The sequence below is a fragment of the Burkholderia sp. RF2-non_BP3 genome (assembly GCF_001522185.1).
Classification (GTDB): Bacteria; Pseudomonadota; Gammaproteobacteria; order Burkholderiales; family Burkholderiaceae; genus Burkholderia; species Burkholderia diffusa.
The window spans coordinates 181,375-200,142 of the sequence record NZ_LOSU01000017.1; the positions used below are offsets into that span (position 1 = coordinate 181,375).

Here is an 18,768-nt window from a genome sequence, read left to right on the forward strand (position 1 = left end):
CGCATCGGCCTCTCGCGTCGCGCTTGTAAAACACGGTAATCTCTCGGTCTTGCCTGCTCCCGGCAGGCGTCCGACGACCGATCACGCCAGGTATTCCTCCATGACAGCGACCGCTTTTCCCCGCTGGCTCGGGGTGCGCCCACTCGGCGCAACGCTCGTTGCGCTCTGGTGCTGCACCGTTGCCGCCCAGCCCTTGCCGGCCGCCGACACCCCCGCCGGCCCCGTGACGGCGGCCACTGCCGCCGCACCGGGCGCGCTCGCCGCGACGGCCGCCGCCCCCGCCGCCAAGCCCGCACCGACCTGCAACGCCGACGGCGGCCCGGCCGGCCGGCCGGCGATCGGCCTCGTGCTGTCCGGCGGCGGCGCCCGCGGATACGCGCACCTGGGCGTGCTGAAGGTGCTCGAGGAGAACCGCATTCCGATCGACTGCATCGCCGGCACCAGCATGGGCGCCGTGGTCGGCGGCCTGTATGCGAGCGGAATGGCCGCCGACGAGATGCAGAAGCAGCTGTCGGAGGTGAACCTGGCCGACATCGCGTTCGACGTGACCGACCGCGCGGACCTGCCGCAAAGCAGCCGCGAGGACGAGCGACTGTACATCAACAGCCTGACGCTCGGCTTCGGCAAGAAAGGCGTGAAGGCGCCGGTCGGCCTCGTGCAGGGCAACCGGCTGCAGGCGCTGCTCGCGAACTGGACCGCCGCCGTGCCGACCAACCAGCCGTTCGACCAACTGCCGATCCCGTATCGCGCGGTCGCGACCGACCTGCAGACGGGCCAGATGGTCGTGCTCGACCACGGCTCGCTGCCGCTCGCGATCCGCGCGAGCATGGCGATGCCCGGCCTGTTCGCGCCGGCCGAGATCAACGGCCGCGCACTCGTCGACGGCGGGCTCGTCAGCAACCTGCCGGTCGACACCGCGCGCCAGATGGGGGCGAAGGTCGTGATCGCCGTCGACATCGGCTCGCCGCTGCGCCCGCTCGACGCGCTCGCGTCGCCGGCCGACGTGATGCAGCAGATGGTCGGCATCCTGATCCGCCAGAACGTGACGTCGCAGCGCAAGCAGCTCGCCGCACAGGACGTGCTGCTCACGCCCGACCTCGGCGCGCTCGCGTTCACCGATTTCCAGAACGCGAAGCAGGCGATCGCCGCCGGCGCGGCCGCCGCGACCGCGGCGCTGCCGCGCCTCAGGCACTTCGCGCTCACGCCCGAACAGTACGCGGCCTACCGGTCCGCGCATGCGCAGCCGCTGCCGCCGCCGATCCGCATCACGCGGATCGAGATCAAGACGACCGGCGGCGTGCCGAAGCGTGTCGTCAGCGACGCGCTGCATGTGAAACCGGGCGACACCTACGATCCCGCGACCGTCAGCCAGGACCTGCTCGGGCTGACGACCGGCGGCAATTTCGAGAGCGTGACGCAGCAGATCGTGAGCCACGGCGACGAGAACGTGCTCGAGATCGATGCGCGGGAGAAATACTGGGGGCCGAATTTCCTGCTGTTCGGCGTCGGGATGTCGAGCAGCTCGACCGACGAGGGCGGCTTCCGCCTGCACGTCGGCTACCGGCGGCCGTGGCTCACCGAATCGGGCCTGGAGTTCCGCGCGGACACGACGATCGGCAGCGATCTGCAGTCGGCGCGCGTCGAATTGCGCCAGCCGCTGCCGGCCGCGTACGGTTTCTACATTTCGCCTTATGCGGAATACCAGCGCCGCTATGTGAACCTGTACGACAACAGCGGCGAGGTGAAGCTGAATCAATACTTGATGCAGACGGCGCGCACCGGGCTCGACTTCGGCCTGCCGATCGCACGGCTCGGCGACTTCCGGATGGGTATCGGCTACGCGACGGGGCATGGCTCGCCGAACTACAACCTGCCATTCCCGTTCGACGACGGCAGCTCGACGCTGATCTGGCCGAGCTTCACGTCACAGGCGCTGACTGCGCGTGCGCGGCTCGTCATCGATCAGCTCGACGATCCGATGTTCCCGCGGCGCGGCTACTACGGCGAATTCCGTGTCGAACGGTCGCTGTGGTCGCACAACACCCAGTCCGCCCAGGACCTCGCCGATGCGTCCAACACGCCCTATACCGAGCTCTACGGCAAGGCGATGATCGCGCAGCAGTTCGGCCGGCACAGCGTCAGTGCAACGATCGAGGGCGGCAAGAGCATCGGCGGCACCAACCTGATCAACGCGTTCAACTTCACGCTCGGCGGGTTCCAGCATCTGGCCGCGTATGCGGCCGACCAGTTGACCGGCAACGAACTCGCGTACGGCAACGTGACCTACATGAACCAGCTGATGACGTTCAACGCATCCCCGATCAAGGCGCTGTCGGTTGGCGCCAGCGCGGAAGTCGGCAACGTGTGGTCGAGCGGCGTGAACGTCGGCGGCGGCACGCTCAAGCAGAGCTACACGTTCTTCACGAGCCTGTCGACCGCATTCGGTCCGCTGTACATGGGTGTCGCGCTCGCGCCGGGCGGCCGGCGCAACATCTACCTGCAGCTCGGCCGCACGTACTGACGGCGCTCAGATCGGCCAGCTGATCTCGAAGCGCGCGCCGCCGAGCTCGACCGGATCGACGACCGCGATCCGGCCGTTGTGCGCGTGGAGCACCTGCCGCGTGATCGCGAGGCCGAGCCCGTAGCCGCCCGTGCGGCGGTCGAGGCGCACGAACGCGTCGAAGATCCGCTCGCGCTCGCTCTCCGGCACGCCCGGGCCGTCGTCCTCGACGAAGATCGCGATGTTGCCGTGCTCGATCGCGATCCCGACGACGATCCGCGACGCCGCATATTTGCTCGCGTTGCGCAGCAGGTTGCGCATCGCATACGACATCAGCCGCCGGTCCATCTTCACGCGCAGGTCCGACGCGATCGCGATGCGCGACTCGATCGCGCGCTCCGGATACAGCAGCTGCGCGTCGCTGATCTGGTGCTCGAACCACGCGACGGGCGCGGTCAGTTCGAGGTTCGACTGCAGCGAGCTGTATTCGAGCCGCGCATACGTGAGGCTCATGTCGATCAACTCCTCGAGCTCGGTCACGTCCTGCGCGATGCTCTCCAGCGCACCGTTGTATTCGGCGGCGGAGCCCGGTTCGCGCAGCATCTCGAGCGCGAAACGCACGCGCGCGAGCGGCGTGCGCAACTCGTGCGAGATCCCGTTCGTCAGGTCGCGCTGCGCGGCGATCAGCCGCTCCATGCGCATCGCGAGCGCGTTCAGCGTGCGCGCGAGCGGGCCGATGATCACGCTGTGCGACTCCCGCGCGCGCGTGTTGAAGCGCCCGCCGGTGAAGTCGATCGCGCGCTCGCGCACCATCACCAGATCCGACCAGACCGGCCGCATCCACCGATACGCGGCGAGCGCGGGCGCGGCGAACACGAACGCGAGCACGATCCAGATATCGCCCGGCAGCGCGTCGAACGCGTGCCACACGACTTCCGGCGACAGCACCACGCACAACGCGAGCGCCGGCACGAGCGCGGTCAGCAGCACGAGGCCGAGCAGATGCAGGTAAGTCCGCACGTACAGGCGCGACCAGCTCGGAATGCGGTCGGCGCGCGTGTCGGTCCACGCGCGGCGGAAATGCAGCCAGCGCCATTTGACATAGCGCGGCGCCGAAAGCGGCGCTGCGTCGGGATGCGAAGGGGTGCGTCGGATCATCGCGGCTTCCGGCTATCGTGCGATACGGGGATGCGGCGGCCGACGGCGTCGTGCCGGGCCGGCGTCATTCCCACGCATGCTTGCTGAACTGGTAACCCTTGCTGCGGATCGTCTTGATCCGCTGCGGGTTGCCCGCGTCGTCGTGCAGCTTGCGGCGCAGCTTCGAGATGCGCCCGTCGATCGTGCGGTCGAGACCGTCGAACTCGACGCCGCGCAGCTGCAGCATCAGGTCGTCGCGGCTGACGACTTCTCCCGCGTGGCACACCAGCACCCACAGCAGGTCGAACTCGGCCGACGTGAGGTCGGGTGAACTGCCGCCCGGCAGCACGACCGAACGGTCGGTGCGGTCGATCGAGAACTGGCCGAACGTGTAGCGCTCCGGCTGCGGCGCGGCACCCTCGGCCGCGCGCGCGGGGACGCGGCGCAGCTGCGCCTTGATCCGCGCGAGCAGGATGCGCGGCTCGACCGGCTTGTGCACGTAGTCGTCGGCGCCGAATTCGAGGCCGAGCAGCTCGTCGAACGGCTCGTCGCGCGCCGTCACCATGATGATCACGCCGTCGTACTGCTTGCGCGCCTCGCGGCAGATCTCGAAGCCGTCCTTGCCCGGCAGGTTCACGTCGAGAATGACGAGATCCGGGCGCGTGGACAGGATCGCCGGCACGGCGGCGTCACCGTGCAGCACAGTGTCGACTTCGTAGTCGTTCTTGCGCAGGTAGCCGGCGATCAGCGTGGACAGGCGGGTGTCGTCTTCGACGAGCAGGATGCGAAAAGACATGGGCAACGGTCGGATCATACGGGGAGACCGTGGCGGCGGCGGGCTTGCGCCGGCCGCCGGCCATCGGCCGAAACGTACCGCATGATACTGCGCCCGCCGATTGCCCGTTTGAAGATCTGGAGAATAAGGGCGCGATGGCTGCCACGCTTGACGAATCGGCGCCGAAACGGTTCCATACGGGCTCTTTGAAAACCGGGCTCCGCGCCCGCCCTGCCTCGTACGCGATGAACTATCAGCCGATCCTCGAACGCATCCACGCCGAACTCGCCCCCTGGATCGGCCAGGGACGCGTTGCCGACTACATTCCCGAGCTCGCGAAAGTGCCCGCCGACAAGTTCGGGATGGCCGTCGTGACGCTGGACGGAAACGTTTACACCGTCGGCGACGCGCAGGAGCGCTTCTCGATCCAGAGCATCTCGAAGCTGTTCGCGTGCACGCTCGCGTTCCAGTTGCTGGGCGATGCGCTGTGGGAACGGGTCGGCCGCGAGCCGTCCGGCACCGCGTTCAACTCGCTCGTTCAGCTCGAAAGCGAGCGCGGCAAGCCGCGCAACCCGTTCATCAACGCCGGCGCGCTGGTCGTCACCGACGTGCTGTGCCGCCGCTTCGTCAAGGCCGAGACGGCGCTCGTCGAGTTCGTGCGGCGGCTGATCGGTGTTGGCGACGTCGACTACGATTCGCGCGTCGCGCTGTCGGAGCTGGAACATGCGGAACGCAACCGCGCAATGGCGCATTTCATGGCGAGCTTCGGGAACATGCAGATGCCGCCCGACACGGTGGTGGACGCGTATTGCCGCCAGTGTGCGATCACGATGAACTGCATCGAGCTTGCGCAAGCGGCACTGTTTCTCGCGAACGGCGGCATCGCGCCCGTCACCGGCGAGCGGGTGGTCGATGCGAGTTCGGCGAAGCGGTTGTCGGCGCTGATGTTGACCTGTGGCACCTATGACGCGGCGGGCGACTTCGTTTATCGCGTCGGCTTGCCTGCCAAGAGCGGTGTCGGCGGCGGGATCGTCGCGGTGCTGCCGGGCGACATGGCCGTGTGCGTGTGGGCGCCGGGGCTCGATGCGAACGGGAACTCGTTGGCGGGGACGTTGGCGCTGGAGTGGTTGACGACTTATACGGGGAGGTCGATTTTTTGAGGGGGCGGGGTTGGGTTTAGGCGGACCTTAATTTGCGCAATGTCGGTGGGTTCATAGCGGCGGGCGCTGGTGCGTTGGACGGGGAAGTCGGTTTTCGGCAGGAATCGACCCGAAACGGCCATTGCCCTGACTCCATAGTGATCGTCCACCCAGCAACACTAGCCTGTTGCGAACTCACGAAGTATAAGGGATGGTTGGTCCTCGTCGCTTCTCGAACGCCTATATGCGTTAACCCTGTTTCCCCCGAAACTCGTTCTACCAAATTACGCATTAAAATGCGGCAGTCACGGGTGAGCGAAATGCCCCCTGATGACCAATGTCAGCAGTTTAACCTTTCCCCGTCTGCATTTGATCATCGCAACGTGGGAATGTATACACGGGGGGGCGGCTATTGCCGCTAATTGCACATGGAATTTCCAATCGAGTTGTCGTTTGCAGCTGAGACCCTCTCAGGTCCTGCACAAAGAAAAATCGTACTGCATCGAGGATTGACAGTGCTTCTCGGGCCGAACGGGGCCGGGAAGACGCAATTGCTGCGAAATATGAAGACAGCGCTACAGTCATTCGCTGGGGGCAAGCGAGTACGTTACCTCTCGGCCGGCCGAATGGGTGTATTCGAGCAGTTCCGGTCCGACATTGCGGGCTATTCGAATTTCCAGTACGACAACGCGAATTTTGGGGCGAAGAGCGAATCGAACAGGCGCCATGCAATGGAAGGCCTCAGCGGAGACTTCTATGCGCTTGCCGAACGTGTGGACATTCTAGTGAAGGTACAGGAACGACTTCGCAAGCTGTTTCGGCGCAATATCCTAGTGGAATGGGACGGCGGAATGCTGAAGCCTCATTTTTCCCGACTTGACGTCAATTCTGAACCGTATATCTCGAGCCGTGAGGCGTCGGGGCTTCTGCACCTCGTCGGTATGTTGGCCGCTCTATATGACGATGAGGTGGGCGCGCTTTGCATCGATGAGCCTGAAGTCTCTCTGCATCCGCAATTGCAGGCATTTCTGCTGGCCGAAATCCTGCGAGTCGCGGGCATCCCCACGCAGGGGAACAACAAGAAACTGATTGTGATTGCAACCCATTCGACTGAGATGGTGCAGATCGCAAAGGCAGAAGATCTGCTGTCTCTCGTCTTTTGCCACGACCGCGAACTCGCACCGGTACAGATTCCAGCAGACGCCGGGGAGCTGAAAGGCAAAAAGATCCAAGGTCTCGTTTCTCGTCTGGGGCAAGAGCATAAGCTATCGTTGTTTTCCCGACGTCCTCTTCTTGTCGAGGGCCCATCCGACGTGATCGTCTGCAGCGCGCTCGCGCGGAAAATGGACGCTAACCTAGAGGCCGCAGGTTCGCAATTGTTGCCGGTCATCGGGAAGGGGCAGATACCGGTAGTGGCCAAGCTGCTTCGCATGATGGGCAAAGAACCAGTGGTGCTTGCTGATGCTGATGCGCTTGCGGATAGCCTTGAACTCGCGTCGAGTTTTTTGATGAACAACACCATCGCCAATTCAAAGGCAGTTGACATGGGCGCCGATTCTGCGCTGGCGTTGGCTAAGTCGATATACAACGACTTTTGCGCAGTTGTGACTACGCAATGGGATGCTGCGGCTGCGCACGCCGAAAAACATCCATACTGGGTCAATCGGGAGGATGGCGAGGATGTCACTGTCGCCAAACGCCGCGCCTTCTTCGCGACTCTATTTGCCCTCGACGACACGACGATCTCCTCCTTCGACAGCGATGGAGCGATTGTCAAAATTAAAAACCGGCTCTCCAAACTTATGGAGTTGCTAGAGTGCGCGGGCTGCTTCATTTTGCGCAAGGGTTCGATCGAGTCCTACTACGTAACGGCGGACCAATTCACAAGTCAGGAAAAGCCCACGGCAGCTGCCGATGAAGCTGAGCATATCGATCAGGCTCAATGGTCGGATGCTGCCAATACTTACGATGACATCTTGCGTTGCATCACGTACGCAGCGAATACAGCCCCGATCCGGGAGGCTGAGGCGTTGCGAGATATGCTTTTGGGGGCAGTCGCGCCCGCATTCGTCAAATTTCAAGAAGGAGGCTCAGAGCAGGATGTCACCAGTACTGCCCGCCAGATATTAGGGGAGCGGGCGAAGCTATTCGACATGAAGCTCATCGATGGGAAGCTCGGTATCGATGTTAAGAGTAACGTGCTCGATGTGACGGGCTTCCCAATCGTCATCGAGAAGACGGACGATCTTATCGAGAAAGTCAGAAAAGCGCTGGGACCTGAGAGGCCGTCTGCTTAATCGGAATCGGACTGCGAATCACCTCAGAGGTGCGGGCGCTTTTTCACAAGCGCCCGGACAGTTTTGATCGCGCATGGGCGATTTCTCCCGCATCGTTCGGTCTCCGAGCACCAATTGTCAACCACTTGTGAACGGGTGCGAACGGCCGCTTCTGGCTGCAGCCCAAACCAGCCATCAACAACCTCTCCACTCGCCCGCAGAGATTGCATGCCGGGCCACATTGACCGAGTTCCGCCCCCCTTGCACTGTATTCGACATGAAGCTCATCGATGGGAAGCTCGGTATCGATGTTAAGAGTAACGTGCTCGATGTGACGGGCTTCCCAATCGTCATCGAGAAGACGGACGATCTTATCGAGAAAGTCAGAAAAGCGCTGGGACCTGAGAGGCCGTCTGCTTAATCGGAATCGGACTGCGAATCACCTCAGAGGTGCGGGCGCTTTTTCACAAGCGCCCGGACAGTTTTGATCGCGCATGGGCGATTTCTCCCGCATCGTTCGGTCTCCGAGCACCAATTGTCAACCACTTGTGAACGGGTGCGAACGGCCGCTTCTGGCTGCAGCCCAAACCAGCCATCAACAACCTCTCCACTCGCCCGCAGAGATTGCATGCCGGGCCACATTGACCGAGTTCCGCCCCCCTTGCACTGAAATGGTTGACGACGTATAACGAGCGATCGATTTTCTGAGACACCGAAATGACTCATGGGAGAGCATCAGTCATGCAACCGGAACACGCTTCAGATCTCGCAACGACTCATCACGCAAACGCGGAAGGCTGCACGCACACACCGATTCCCCCGATCGTGCCCGCGCAAACCGCACTGATCGTCATGCACTACCAGACCGACATCCTCGGTCTCTTTCCATCGGTCGCCCCCACCCTGCTCGCCAACACGCGCAAGCTGTGCGATGCAGCCCGGGCGGGCGGCGTCCACGTCTGTTTCGCGAATCTCCACTTCAGCCCCGGCTATCCGGAGGTCAGTCCACGCAACAAGAACGGCCAAGGAATCAAGCAACTCGGCCTGTTCGTCGACGACGGCCCGTGCCCGGAACTCGGACGGCTGGACAACGAGCCGCTGACCATCGCACATCGCGCGAGCGTGTTCTTTCGCACCGACTTGCAGGCACGGCTCGTCGCGCAGGGTATCGACACGCTGATCCTCGTCGGGATCGCGTCGACCGGCGTCGTGCTGTCGTCGGTTGCGCACGCAAGCGATGCGGATTTCCGGCTGTATACGGTGAAGGACTGCTGCTACGACCCGGATGAGGTCGTGCACGACCACCTGTTCGCGACGGCGTTCGAGACGCGCACGACGGTGTTGTCGCTCGCGGATGCACTGCGACTGCTCGCATAGACGCGCACCACGCCGGCCGGAACGCACCCGACCGGCGCTCCCCACGCAACTTCGCGCGTTACTTCGCGATATACACGCCGGACGTCGGGCACGTGCCCTGCGTATTCCCGTCCGTCACGAGCGACGCCGCGCTCGGAAACTGGGTAGTCGCATTCGTCTTGACCGCGATCCACGCCTCCGTGAAATAGCTGACGCCGTTCGTCTTCGTACACTTCAGCGACACCGCGCTGCGCGTATTGCTGCCGAACGCGCCTTCGAACGCGGACAACAGCTGATTGCGCGTCACGGTCTTACCCGCGTTCGCCTGCAGGAACGCGTTGAACGACGTGTTGCCGAGCCGGCTGATCATGCCGGCGGCCTCGTTCCAGTACGCATCCGGCGACGCCGAATTCGAGCAGGTGCCGTGCTTGAACCATTCGTGCTTGTCGAGGCACGACGCCACGCCCGGCATGTAGGTCGACAGCGTGTTGCGGGTCGCGATGCTGACCGGATACGCATCCATGCTGCACCACTGGTGCGCGTTGTCGAGATCGACGTCGCTCTGCGGCACGCCGCAGTAGAACGGCTGGTTGCCGTCATATCTGTTCGGCCACAGGCCATGCAGCGACAGGCTCGTCGCCGCGTACGTGCCGGCAAGGTTCGTACATTCCGGCGTGTCGTGCGACGCGCAGAAGCCGGGCTCCCACGAAGCCGCGAGCAACAGGTAGTCGTAGCTGGTCTGCGCGACGGCGTGCAGCGAGGCGGATGCGACGGCGAGTGCGGCCGCGGCGCGGGCGAGCGTCTTGAGCATGGCGTTTCCTCGGAAAAGGCTTGCAGTCGCGGGATGCGCCGCAAGATTGTCGAATGTCTGCCCGCGATTGTTGCCTGCGCAACGTTGCATCAATATGAAGGTGGACGAAGGAATTCGTAGTGCAACGCCGAACCTCTTGTTTCCTTCAACGGATCCTCCCCACGATGACGGCACCCGGCCAGGCAAGCCATACCGCGTCGAGATCGGAAACGGGCGAAGCCATGTGCTCACCGACGACACCCCCGCGCTCACGACCCGCTGCCGAGCTGCGTGCACGCACGCGCGAGACCGGCGCCACGCGATTATTTCACCGACGCGGCTTCCGAGCCACCCGGCGACAGCGCCGCACTGTCCTGCTCGCGCCACGCGCGGCGCGACGCCATGATCGCCTTCACGGCCGAGCGCGCGACCTTCCACCACGCGAACGGCCGCGGATCGGCGAGCATGCTGAGCGCGCGCGCATAGTCGAGCGTGAGGCCTGGCGTCCAGGCCATCGTCACCGCACGCTTGCGGATCTGCGCGGCGACCCACAGCTCGGGCGTGAGCAGCAGCCGGATGAATGCGCCCCACCCGGCCCGCGTGCCCCTGAGCCGCCACACCGCGCCGTCGAGCGCCGCTTCGAGCGCATTCGACACGGTGCTCGAGCAGTTGCGGTGCGTGAGGTTGTATGTGACGGTCTGCCGATACGACGACCAGAATGCTGCCAGCTTAGCCGGATCGTAATTGCGGATCCGCACGCGCACGGTGGACGGACACCACGCTTTCGACTCGGTCGCATAGTCGGGCTGAAACAGGCCCGGCACGTCGTTCTCGCGCGTCGCACGCAGGATCCGCGTGAATTCATCCGGAGAACGATCGATCTCGACCGCCGGATAGAGGCTGATGTAGATGCCCTCGGGCGACTCCAGCGCCGCGTGACCGGTGGAGATCACGCCGTTGACGTCCACCGCCGCGATGTAGCGGTCGATCACTGGATAGCGCTGGGCTTCGGCCTTCGACGTGCCGGTCGGCGTCCACACGTGCACGGTCAGCGCGTGCTCGTGGTCGGCCGGCGGGCCGTCCCATTCGGATTGCGTGAAGCGCGGGATGTCGGGCGCCGCATCGATGTCCGGCACGATCGACGGCGCCGGCGACGTGACGAACGCGGGGTTGCGCGTCAGCCGCCGCACGCGCGCGGCAAGGCTCAGCATGTGCATCCCGCCGAACATCAGCAGCAGGCCGAGGCAGTACGGCACGGTGCCCACATAATGGGTCGGATACGGCTGATAGAAGAAGACCGCGAGCAGGATTTCGACGACGCCCCACGCGAATGCGACGTTCCAGCGCCGATAACGCACCATCCACGCGGACGTGCACTGCAGCAGCCCGTCGACGAGGAACAGCGTGCCGAAGATCATCGACAACAGGAAGTGGCCGTGATGATGGCCCGCGAACACGAGCCCGGCGGCCACCACGACCGCGATGCCCTTCACGTAGCGCAGGATGCGCTGCCCGCCGACGCCGCTGCCTGCCACCGCGAGCGTCGCGAGCCCCTCGATCAGGAACAGCCATGCGAACAGTTCGATCGGAAAATGCAGCGCACCGTCGAGCGCGTCGACGAAGATGCCGACGCCCGCGACGACCCACAGCCAGCCCAGCACGGTCAGCCCGCGCCAGCGCGTTCGCAGATATTCGATGCCCAGCAGCAGCAAGACCAGTCGTACCATGGCGCCCTCGTATGTATTTTCGGGATACGCGCTGGCACGCATCTCCTGTCATGCCGACCGCCGCATCATGCCTCGACATGCACAACGGCAGCCCGCGCGCTCCGCTTTCGCCGAATAATAAGATATGGAGGAGCCGGTTGAAAGCCCGGCGAAAACAATTCCGGCGAGTCAGAACGCCCGACGTCACGCTCTTCGTGATCCAGGCACCCCCGGAATAACGGCCGATTCATCCATTTCGCAACGCGGCGCCAGCACGGCCCGCATCCCGAACGGAACACGAACATGCCCGCCTCACCGCTTCACACGCCGCCGCTCGGCCCGCAACTCAAGCGTTGGCGCACGCTGCATCGCATGAAGCAGAGCCACGCGGCCGAGTTGTTCGGCGTCGCGCAATCGACGATTTCGCGTTGGGAAGCCGGCATCCAGCAGATGTCGCCCGACGAGCGCGCGGTGGCCGAGCGGCTGCTTGCCGCGCGTCTCGATTCGGCCGGCGACCACGCACTCGCCCGGCTGATCGCGAGCAGCACGGCTCGCATGCATCTCGTGTGCGATCTCACGCATCGTCTGCTCGCGTGTTCGCCGTCACGCGCGGCCGAGTTTTCGCGGCCGCTGCCGACACTGCTCGGCACATCGCTGTGGCGCTACGCGACGCCGGAAATCGTCCGCATGGAAGCCGCGCTCGACCCGCTCGGCTGGCACGATCGCGCGGGGCCGCCGAGCGTCGAGTTCGCGACCGGCGCCAATGCGTCGCGCATCGTGCCGATCCGCGGCAGCACCTGCCGATGGACGCGGATGACGCTGTCGGACGGCTCCGCCGCGCGGCTCGTCGAAACGCTGTAGCAAGCGCAGCACGCATATTTCATGCGTGGACGCATCGCGTCCGCGCGACGTACGCTTGAGGGCTCGATTCAAGCACTTCACTGCCATGAACCTCGACACGATCCACGCGCGGCTCGATTTCCTGCGCGAAGCCGAACGCCTGAAAAACGTGCTGCGCAGCGGCCATACGTCGACCGGGCGCGCCGAAAGCACGGCCGAACACAGCTGGCGGCTGAGCCTGATGGCGCTCGTGTTCGCCGATGCGCTGCCCGACGTCGACACGACGAAGCTGCTGAAGCTGTGCGTCGTCCACGATCTCGGCGAAGCGCTGCACGGCGACATCCCCGCGATCGAGCAGGCCGCGCATCCGGACAAGAGCACGCATGAACGCGACGACCTGCTGACGCTGACGGCCGCGCTCGATCGCGCGCTGCGCGACGAGATCGTCGCGTTGTGGGACGAATACGAGGCGGCGGCATCACCGGAAGCGCGCGCCGCGAAGGCACTCGACAAGCTCGAGACGATCCTCCAGCACAACCAGGGCAGTAATCCGCCGAATTTCGACTACGCGTTCAATCTCGGCTACGGCCGGCGCTACACCGACGCGGCGCCGCTGTTCGGCACGATCCGCGCGATCGTCGACGCGGACACGCAACGCCGGATCGACGCTCGCGGCGACCGCACGTAAGCGCGCGGAGCCGGCCGCGCGCGACACTGCGCGCATCATTCGCACACCGCCGCCCTGCGCCTTGCCGGCGCGAACGCCACCGCGCTCGCCGTCGCGAGCACGGCCACGCCGGCCGCGCCGTACACCATCACCCAGCCGAACCCGTGCACGAGCGCCGCGTGCAACACCATGCCGGTCGGGTCGGCCTTTGCGAGCGTCGGCGCGATCGCCTGCAGCCCGTCGGTGCGGCCCGACGCGATCTGCTGCGCCAGCATGCGCAGCGTCCCCGCATCGACCGCCCCCGCGACGCCGGCCTTCAGGCTCGCGACGATCCCCGCGACCAGCACGAAGCCCATCGCCGCGATGTTCAGCGCGAGCGAGATCATCCGCGCGCTCATGTCGATGCCCGACGCCATCCCGGCCCGCGAACTCGGCACCGCGCCCGTCGTCGTGTTCGTGACGGGCGTATTGGTGAGCCCGAGCCCGATGCCGGCGATCACGCAGCCTGGCAGCATCGTGAGCCAGCTGGCAGGCTCGACGCCGCTGCCGATCCGCATCAGCGCGAATCCGGCCGCGATCGTGAACAGGCCGCCCGGAATCACGACACCGGGCCCGTAGCGCAGCGCGAGCCGCTCGCCGACCGGCGGCGCGACGAGCGTCGGCAGCGTGTATGCGAGCAGCGCGAGGCCGGCCGTCACGCTGTCGTAGCCGAGCGCGACCTGGAACCAGATCGGCAGGTAGATCATGAACGGCCAGAAGCTGAAGTTCATTCCCATCGAGCCGAAGATCGCGCCGGTGAACGCGCGAATCCGGAACACGGAAAAGTCGAACATCGGCCGCGCGCTCGTGCGCTCCGCGATGAAGAAGCCGGCCAGCGCGAGCACGGTCGCGCCGAGCACGCCAAGCCCGGCCGCACTCGTGAGCCCCAGCTCCGCGCTCTGCGTGATATAGAACGCGAGACCGAGCACGGCCAGCGACAGCGTGACGATGCCCGCGACGTCGAGCGTGCCCGCATGCGGATCGCGCGACTCCTGCACCGCGCCGCCGATCAGCACGAGCGCGACGGCCGCGAGCGGCGCATGCACGAGGAACACCCACGGCCAGCTCGCCAGCGCGACGATCGCGCCGCCGACGATCGGCCCGAAGCCGAGACCGATCCCGAACACGATCCCCCAGATTCCGAACGCGCGACCGCGCTCGCGCCCTTCGCGGAACTGGTGCGACAGCACCGCGATCTGGCAGATCAGCATCGCGCCACCGCTCGCGCCCTGCAGCAGCCGGCCCGCGACGAGCACCGGCACGTTCGGCGCGAGCCCGCACAGCAACGACGTCGCGCCGAACAGCACGGTGCCGATCACGTACACGCGCTTGCGGCCGAACCGGTCGGCGAGCGTGCCGGCCGCCATCAGCACCGTCGTGCACGCGATCGTGTACGCGTTCATGATCCACTGCATGCCGTTGAAGTCGCCATGCAGCACGTGTTCGAGCGTCGGCAGGATCACCGGCACGCTCGAGATCTCGAGGCCGAACATCAGCGACGTGAGACAGACGGCCGCGAGCGCGACCGCATTCCTGCGGGATTCGGATAGCGTCATGCGTATTGCGCGACGGCCCGCGACAGGCCGCGCGCCTCCAGATAAGAAAGATGCGCCGCGTGCGGCCGGCAACGCACGCTGAACGGGAATCGGTACTATAGTGAGAATTTCCCTCCCCATTGACGCGACAATTTCTCCAGACTGGGGAATCACAGGACGCAATCAACCCATCCTGCCATGACGGACAGACTCGACGGCGTCACGACCTTCGTCCAGGTCGTGGAATCCGGCAGCTTCGCGCTCGCCGCGGAACGGCTCGACATGACGCGCTCGGCGGTCGGCAAGGCGATCGCGCGGCTCGAGAAGCGGCTCGGCGCGCGGCTGCTGCAGCGCACGACCCGCAGCCAGAGCCTGACGGACGACGGCCAGGCGTACTACGACCGCTGCGTGCGCGCGCTGGCGGAGCTGGAAGCGGCCGAAGCCGATCTCGATTGCGGCCGCAACGAAGCGCGCGGCAAGCTGCGGCTGAGCGTGCCGCTCGCATTCGGGCATCACTGCGTGACGCCGATCGTGCTCGACCTCGCGCGCACCTATCCGCATCTGCGGATCGACGTGTCGATCACGGACCGTTTCGTCGATCTGATCGAGGAAGGGATCGACCTCGCGGTGCGGATCGGCACGCTCGCGGACAGCACGAGCCTCGCGGTGCGGCGACTCGGCACGCAATACGGCAGTCTCGGCGCGGCGCCGTCGTATCTCGCGCGCTACGGGATACCGCAATCGCTCGACGACCTCAGGCACCACCGGACGATCGCGTATTCACGTTCGGGCGTCGTGCAGCCATGGGACTTGCGCGCGCCGGACGGCTCGACGGTGCGCATCGACATGCCGCACCAGCTCAGTTTCGACGACGTGCAGGCGATCGCGGCGGCAGGCGCCTCGGGGTTCGGAATCGCGTGGCTGCCGAGCTGGCTGCTCGATCATTACGTGAAGCGCGGCGAGATGGTCGTCGTGCTCGATCGCTGCTTCGTGTGCGAAGGCGACATCCACGCGATCTGGCCGAAAACGCGCTACCTGCCGCGCAAGACGCGCTGCGTGATCGACGCGCTCGTGCAGGCGGTGCCGCCGATGATCGAGCGCTGAGCGCGAAAGCACGGAAAGAAAAATGAATTGAAGCCGACGCGCCGCACGGGCGCGTCGGCGCATCGCGTCACCTCACGCCGCGCCGAGATCGGCGAGCGGATGCGCGAACAGTTTCCACGGCGACGTCAGGAAATGCCGCACGCGCTCGGCGCGCAGCTCGACGAGCGACGCCGGCGCCCAGCGCGGCTTGCGATCCTTGTCGACGAGATGCGCACGCACGCCTTCGCAGAAGTCGCCCTCCTCGATCGCGCGCGCCACGATGCCGAGTTCCATCCGGAACGACTCGGCCAGCGTCATCTGACGGCCGCGCAGCAGCGCTTCGCGCGTCACGCACAGCATCGTCGGCGAATGGCCGGTGAGCGCGTCGAGCGTCGCCTGCAGCCATTGACGGTGCTCGCGCGCCAGCTCGTCACGTTCAAGATCCTGCTTCAGCGTCGCGACGATCCGTTCGACGGTCGAGCGCTTGTCGAAATGACGGACGATCCACGCCATCTGGCTGTCGAGCGCCGAATGCGGCACGACGTTGCACGGCGGCTCGAACACCTTGCGCAGCGCCGGCAGCACGTCGCCGTCCCACTTGACGCTCTCGATGCGCGTCTCGAACGTATCGAGCCACGACGACGGCACGCACAGGTCCGCGAGCTTCGCGGTCAGCGCATCGGCGCCCGACAGCATCGCGCCCGTCAACCCCACGTACAGTTCGAGTTCGACCGGCATGCGCGACAGGAAATGCGTCGCGCCGACGTCGGGCACGAGGCCGATGCGCGTCTCCGGCATCGCGATCTTGCTGCGCTCGGTCGCGACGCGCAGCGCCGCGCCTTGCGCAAGGCCCATTCCGCCGCCCATCGTCACGCCGTCCATCAGCGCGACGATCGGCTTCGGGAACGTATGGATCGCGTAGTCGAGCCGGTATTCGTCGACGAAGAACGGCAGCCAGGTCTCGCGCTGCGCGACCATCCGGTGCAGCGCGCGCACGTCGCCGCCCGCGCAGAAGCCCTTCTCGCCCGCGCCGCGCAGCACGACCGCGACGATCTGGTCGTCGGTGCGGCAGCGTTCGAGACGCGCTGCCAGCTCGCCGATCATCGGATAGGACAACGCATTGAGCGCGGCCGGCCGGTTCAGCGTGATGAGCGCCACGCGGTTCACCACACGGAACAGCACCTCTGGTGCGGGCTCCACGAAACTGCCATGAGTCGTGACCGGCGTGCTCATCGTTGCGGCTCTCCATCGGTATGCCATTGCGGCGCGCGCTTGCCGAGAAACGCGGCCACGCCTTCGCGCGGATCGTTCGTGTCGAACAGGTCGACGAAGCGTTCGCGCTCGACCGCGAGCGCCGCGCCGCGCGGCACGCCGCGGCGCGCGAGGCCGATCAGTTCCTTGCTGTATGCAACCGCGTGCGGGCTCTGCCGCGCGACGTTGCGCGCGAGCGCCAGCGCCGCATCGCGCGCCGCGCCGCTTTCGACCACGTCCTCGACGAGGCCGATCCTGAGCGCCGTCGCCGCGTCGACGCGCGTGCCGGCCAGGATGATCTTCTTCGCCCAGCCTTCGCCGACGAGCCAGGGCAGCGTCTGCGTGCCGAGCCCGCACGGCAGCAGGCCGACCGACGGTTCGGGCAGCGCCATCTGCGCGTGCGTCTCGGCGATCCGCAGGTCGCACGCGAGCGCGCATTCGAGGCCGCCGCCCATCGCGTAGCCGTTGATCGCCGCGATCGTCACGACGCGCGCGTCATGCAGCGCCTCGAACGCCGCGCCGAAGCGCGCGGCCATCGCGCGCGCGACCGCGCGGTCGCCGTCGGCGAACGTGTTGAGATCGGCGCCCGCGCTGAAGAACTTCGGGCCGTCGCCGGTGATCACCAGCGCGCGCACGCGCGGGTTCGCGTTCAATTCGGCGACGGTGTCCTGCAACTGCCGCAGCCCGTCGGCGGTAAAGGCGTTCGCGGGCGGACGCTTGAGCGTCGCGCACGCGATCACGCCGTCGTCGACGTAGTCCAGTTCGATCATGAGGCGTCCTTCTTCGTGGCCGGTTGGTACAGGCGGATCACCGCCGAGAAATCGAGTTGCCCGTCGCCGCGGCTGCTCATCGTCTGGTAAAGCTGCTGCGCGAGCGCGCCGAGATAGACGGGCTGGCGCGCCTGCTTCGCGGCGTCGTTCGCGAGGCCGAGATCCTTCAGCATCAGGTCGGTGCCGAAGCCGCCGCTGTAGCCGCGCGACGACGGCGCGGTGTCGATCACGCCCGGATACGGGTTGTAGGTGTCCGAGCTCCAGCAGCGGCCCGTCGACGTGTTGACGATGCCGGCCAGCACCTTCGGATCGATGCCGAGCGCGACGCCGAGCGACATCGCCTCCGACACCGCCGCCATCGAGATGCCGAGCACGAGGTTGTTGCAGACCTTCGCGACCTGCCCCATGCCCGTCGCGCCGCAATGGACGATGTTCTTGCCCATGCCGGCGAGCACGGGCTTCACGCGCTCGAAATCGGCGTCGCTGCCGCCGACCATGAAGGTCAGGGTGCCGGCCGCCGCGCCGCCGGTGCCGCCCGACACGGGCGCATCGACGAACGCGCCGCCGTGCTCGCGCACGAGCGCGCCGAACGCCTGCGCGCTCGCCGGGTCGATCGTGCTCGAATCGATCACGGTCGCGCCGGCGCCGAGGCCGGCCAGCACGCCGTTCTCGCCGGCGAGCACCGAGCGCACGTGCGGCGCGGCCGGCAGCATCGTGATCACGAACGCCGCGCCCGATGCCGCATCGCGCGGCGACGCGGCCACCTGCGCGCCGGCGTCCTGCAGCGCGCGCAACGCGTCGGCGCTCAGGTCGAACGCGTGCACTTCATGGCCGGCCTTCAGGAGGTTCAGCGCCATCGGCGCACCCATGTGGCCCAGTCCGATAAATCCGATCTTCATGTTCG

At 66.0% G+C, this 18,768-nt stretch carries 16 protein-coding genes; 8 read left to right on the forward strand and 8 right to left on the reverse strand.

The features are described 5' to 3' along the window. Positions 1 to 100 precede the first annotated feature (100 nt). A complete protein-coding gene (locus tag WS45_RS07620; protein ID WP_059692102.1) occupies positions 101 to 2,521 on the forward strand; it encodes a patatin-like phospholipase family protein in 2,421 nt (806 codons plus the stop codon). A 6-nt stretch (positions 2,522 to 2,527) separates the two neighbouring features. Here the strand turns inward: WS45_RS07620 and WS45_RS07625 are convergent, their stop codons facing one another. Then, positions 2,528 to 3,658 carry an ATP-binding protein gene (locus WS45_RS07625; protein WP_059526953.1) on the reverse strand — a complete coding sequence of 377 codons (1,131 nt, stop codon included), beginning with the start codon at positions 3,656 to 3,658 and terminating at the stop codon, positions 2,528 to 2,530. 64 nt (positions 3,659 to 3,722) lie between these two features. Continuing rightward, positions 3,723 to 4,433: a response regulator gene (locus WS45_RS07630; protein WP_059526956.1), complete on the reverse strand. Its 711-nt coding sequence runs from the start codon at positions 4,431 to 4,433 to the stop codon at positions 3,723 to 3,725. Positions 4,434 to 4,657: 224 nt separating this feature from the next. On the opposite strand from WS45_RS07630, the gene WS45_RS07635 reads away from it, so the two are divergent. The 4 genes from WS45_RS07635 to WS45_RS07645 all read left to right on the forward strand — a co-directional run bounded on the left by WS45_RS07635 (position 4,658) and on the right by WS45_RS07645 (position 9,204). After that, on the forward strand, positions 4,658 to 5,572 hold the full coding sequence (locus WS45_RS07635; protein WP_059692100.1) for a glutaminase: 915 nt from the start codon (positions 4,658 to 4,660) through the stop codon (positions 5,570 to 5,572). Positions 5,573 to 6,177: 605 nt separating this feature from the next. Beyond that, complete coding sequence (locus WS45_RS07640; RefSeq protein WP_218921633.1) at positions 6,178 to 7,848, forward strand: AAA family ATPase; 1,671 nt, start codon at positions 6,178 to 6,180, stop codon at positions 7,846 to 7,848. 256 nt (positions 7,849 to 8,104) lie between these two features. Then, positions 8,105 to 8,248, forward strand: a complete 144-nt coding sequence (locus tag WS45_RS34805; RefSeq protein ID WP_156437068.1) for a hypothetical protein — start codon at positions 8,105 to 8,107, stop codon at positions 8,246 to 8,248. Between the two features lie 320 nt (positions 8,249 to 8,568). Beyond that, the gene (locus tag WS45_RS07645; RefSeq protein ID WP_059699155.1) at positions 8,569 to 9,204 is read left to right on the forward strand and encodes an isochorismatase family cysteine hydrolase; all 636 of its coding nucleotides are present in this window, start codon (positions 8,569 to 8,571) and stop codon (positions 9,202 to 9,204) included. Between the two features lie 58 nt (positions 9,205 to 9,262). Here the strand turns inward: WS45_RS07645 and WS45_RS07650 are convergent, their stop codons facing one another. Together WS45_RS07650 and WS45_RS07655 are read right to left on the reverse strand one after the other, a co-directional pair. Next, positions 9,263 to 9,994, reverse strand: coding sequence for a ribonuclease T2 (locus WS45_RS07650; RefSeq protein WP_059699156.1), 732 nt, complete (start codon positions 9,992 to 9,994; stop codon positions 9,263 to 9,265). Between the two features lie 302 nt (positions 9,995 to 10,296). Beyond that, positions 10,297 to 11,700: an HdeD family acid-resistance protein gene (locus tag WS45_RS07655; protein ID WP_059699157.1), complete on the reverse strand. Its 1,404-nt coding sequence runs from the start codon at positions 11,698 to 11,700 to the stop codon at positions 10,297 to 10,299. A 282-nt stretch (positions 11,701 to 11,982) separates the two neighbouring features. Here WS45_RS07655 and WS45_RS07660 point away from each other — a divergent pair, with 282 nt between their 5' ends. Both WS45_RS07660 and WS45_RS07665 read left to right on the forward strand, forming a co-directional pair. Further along, positions 11,983 to 12,540: a helix-turn-helix domain-containing protein gene (locus WS45_RS07660; protein WP_059699159.1), complete on the forward strand. Its 558-nt coding sequence runs from the start codon at positions 11,983 to 11,985 to the stop codon at positions 12,538 to 12,540. A gap of 85 nt (positions 12,541 to 12,625) precedes the next feature. Then, entirely contained in the window at positions 12,626 to 13,207 is a 582-nt protein-coding gene (locus WS45_RS07665) for an HD domain-containing protein (RefSeq protein ID WP_059699161.1), read from the forward strand. 35 nt (positions 13,208 to 13,242) lie between these two features. On the opposite strand, the gene WS45_RS07670 is transcribed toward WS45_RS07665, so the two are convergent. Then, complete coding sequence (locus tag WS45_RS07670) at positions 13,243 to 14,781, reverse strand: MFS transporter (protein WP_059699168.1); 1,539 nt, start codon at positions 14,779 to 14,781, stop codon at positions 13,243 to 13,245. Positions 14,782 to 14,958: 177 nt separating this feature from the next. On the opposite strand from WS45_RS07670, the gene WS45_RS07675 reads away from it, so the two are divergent. Then, positions 14,959 to 15,864, forward strand: a complete 906-nt coding sequence (locus WS45_RS07675; RefSeq protein WP_059699170.1) for a LysR family transcriptional regulator — start codon at positions 14,959 to 14,961, stop codon at positions 15,862 to 15,864. Positions 15,865 to 15,936: 72 nt separating this feature from the next. On the opposite strand, the gene WS45_RS07680 is transcribed toward WS45_RS07675, so the two are convergent. The 3 genes from WS45_RS07680 to mmsB are packed head-to-tail and all read right to left on the reverse strand — an operon-like array spanning position 15,937 to position 18,763. Continuing rightward, a complete protein-coding gene (locus WS45_RS07680; protein WP_059699172.1) occupies positions 15,937 to 17,076 on the reverse strand; it encodes an enoyl-CoA hydratase/isomerase family protein in 1,140 nt (379 codons plus the stop codon). Next, positions 17,073 to 17,864 (reverse strand): enoyl-CoA hydratase, encoded by a 792-nt coding sequence (locus WS45_RS07685; RefSeq protein ID WP_059699174.1) that lies wholly within the window; start codon positions 17,862 to 17,864, stop codon positions 17,073 to 17,075. The genes WS45_RS07680 and WS45_RS07685 overlap by 4 nt, the downstream gene beginning before the upstream one ends. Further along, positions 17,861 to 18,763, reverse strand: coding sequence for a 3-hydroxyisobutyrate dehydrogenase (gene mmsB / locus WS45_RS07690; protein WP_059527008.1), 903 nt, complete (start codon positions 18,761 to 18,763; stop codon positions 17,861 to 17,863). Before mmsB ends, WS45_RS07685 begins: the two co-directional genes overlap by 4 nt. Positions 18,764 to 18,768: the final 5 nt, after the last annotated feature.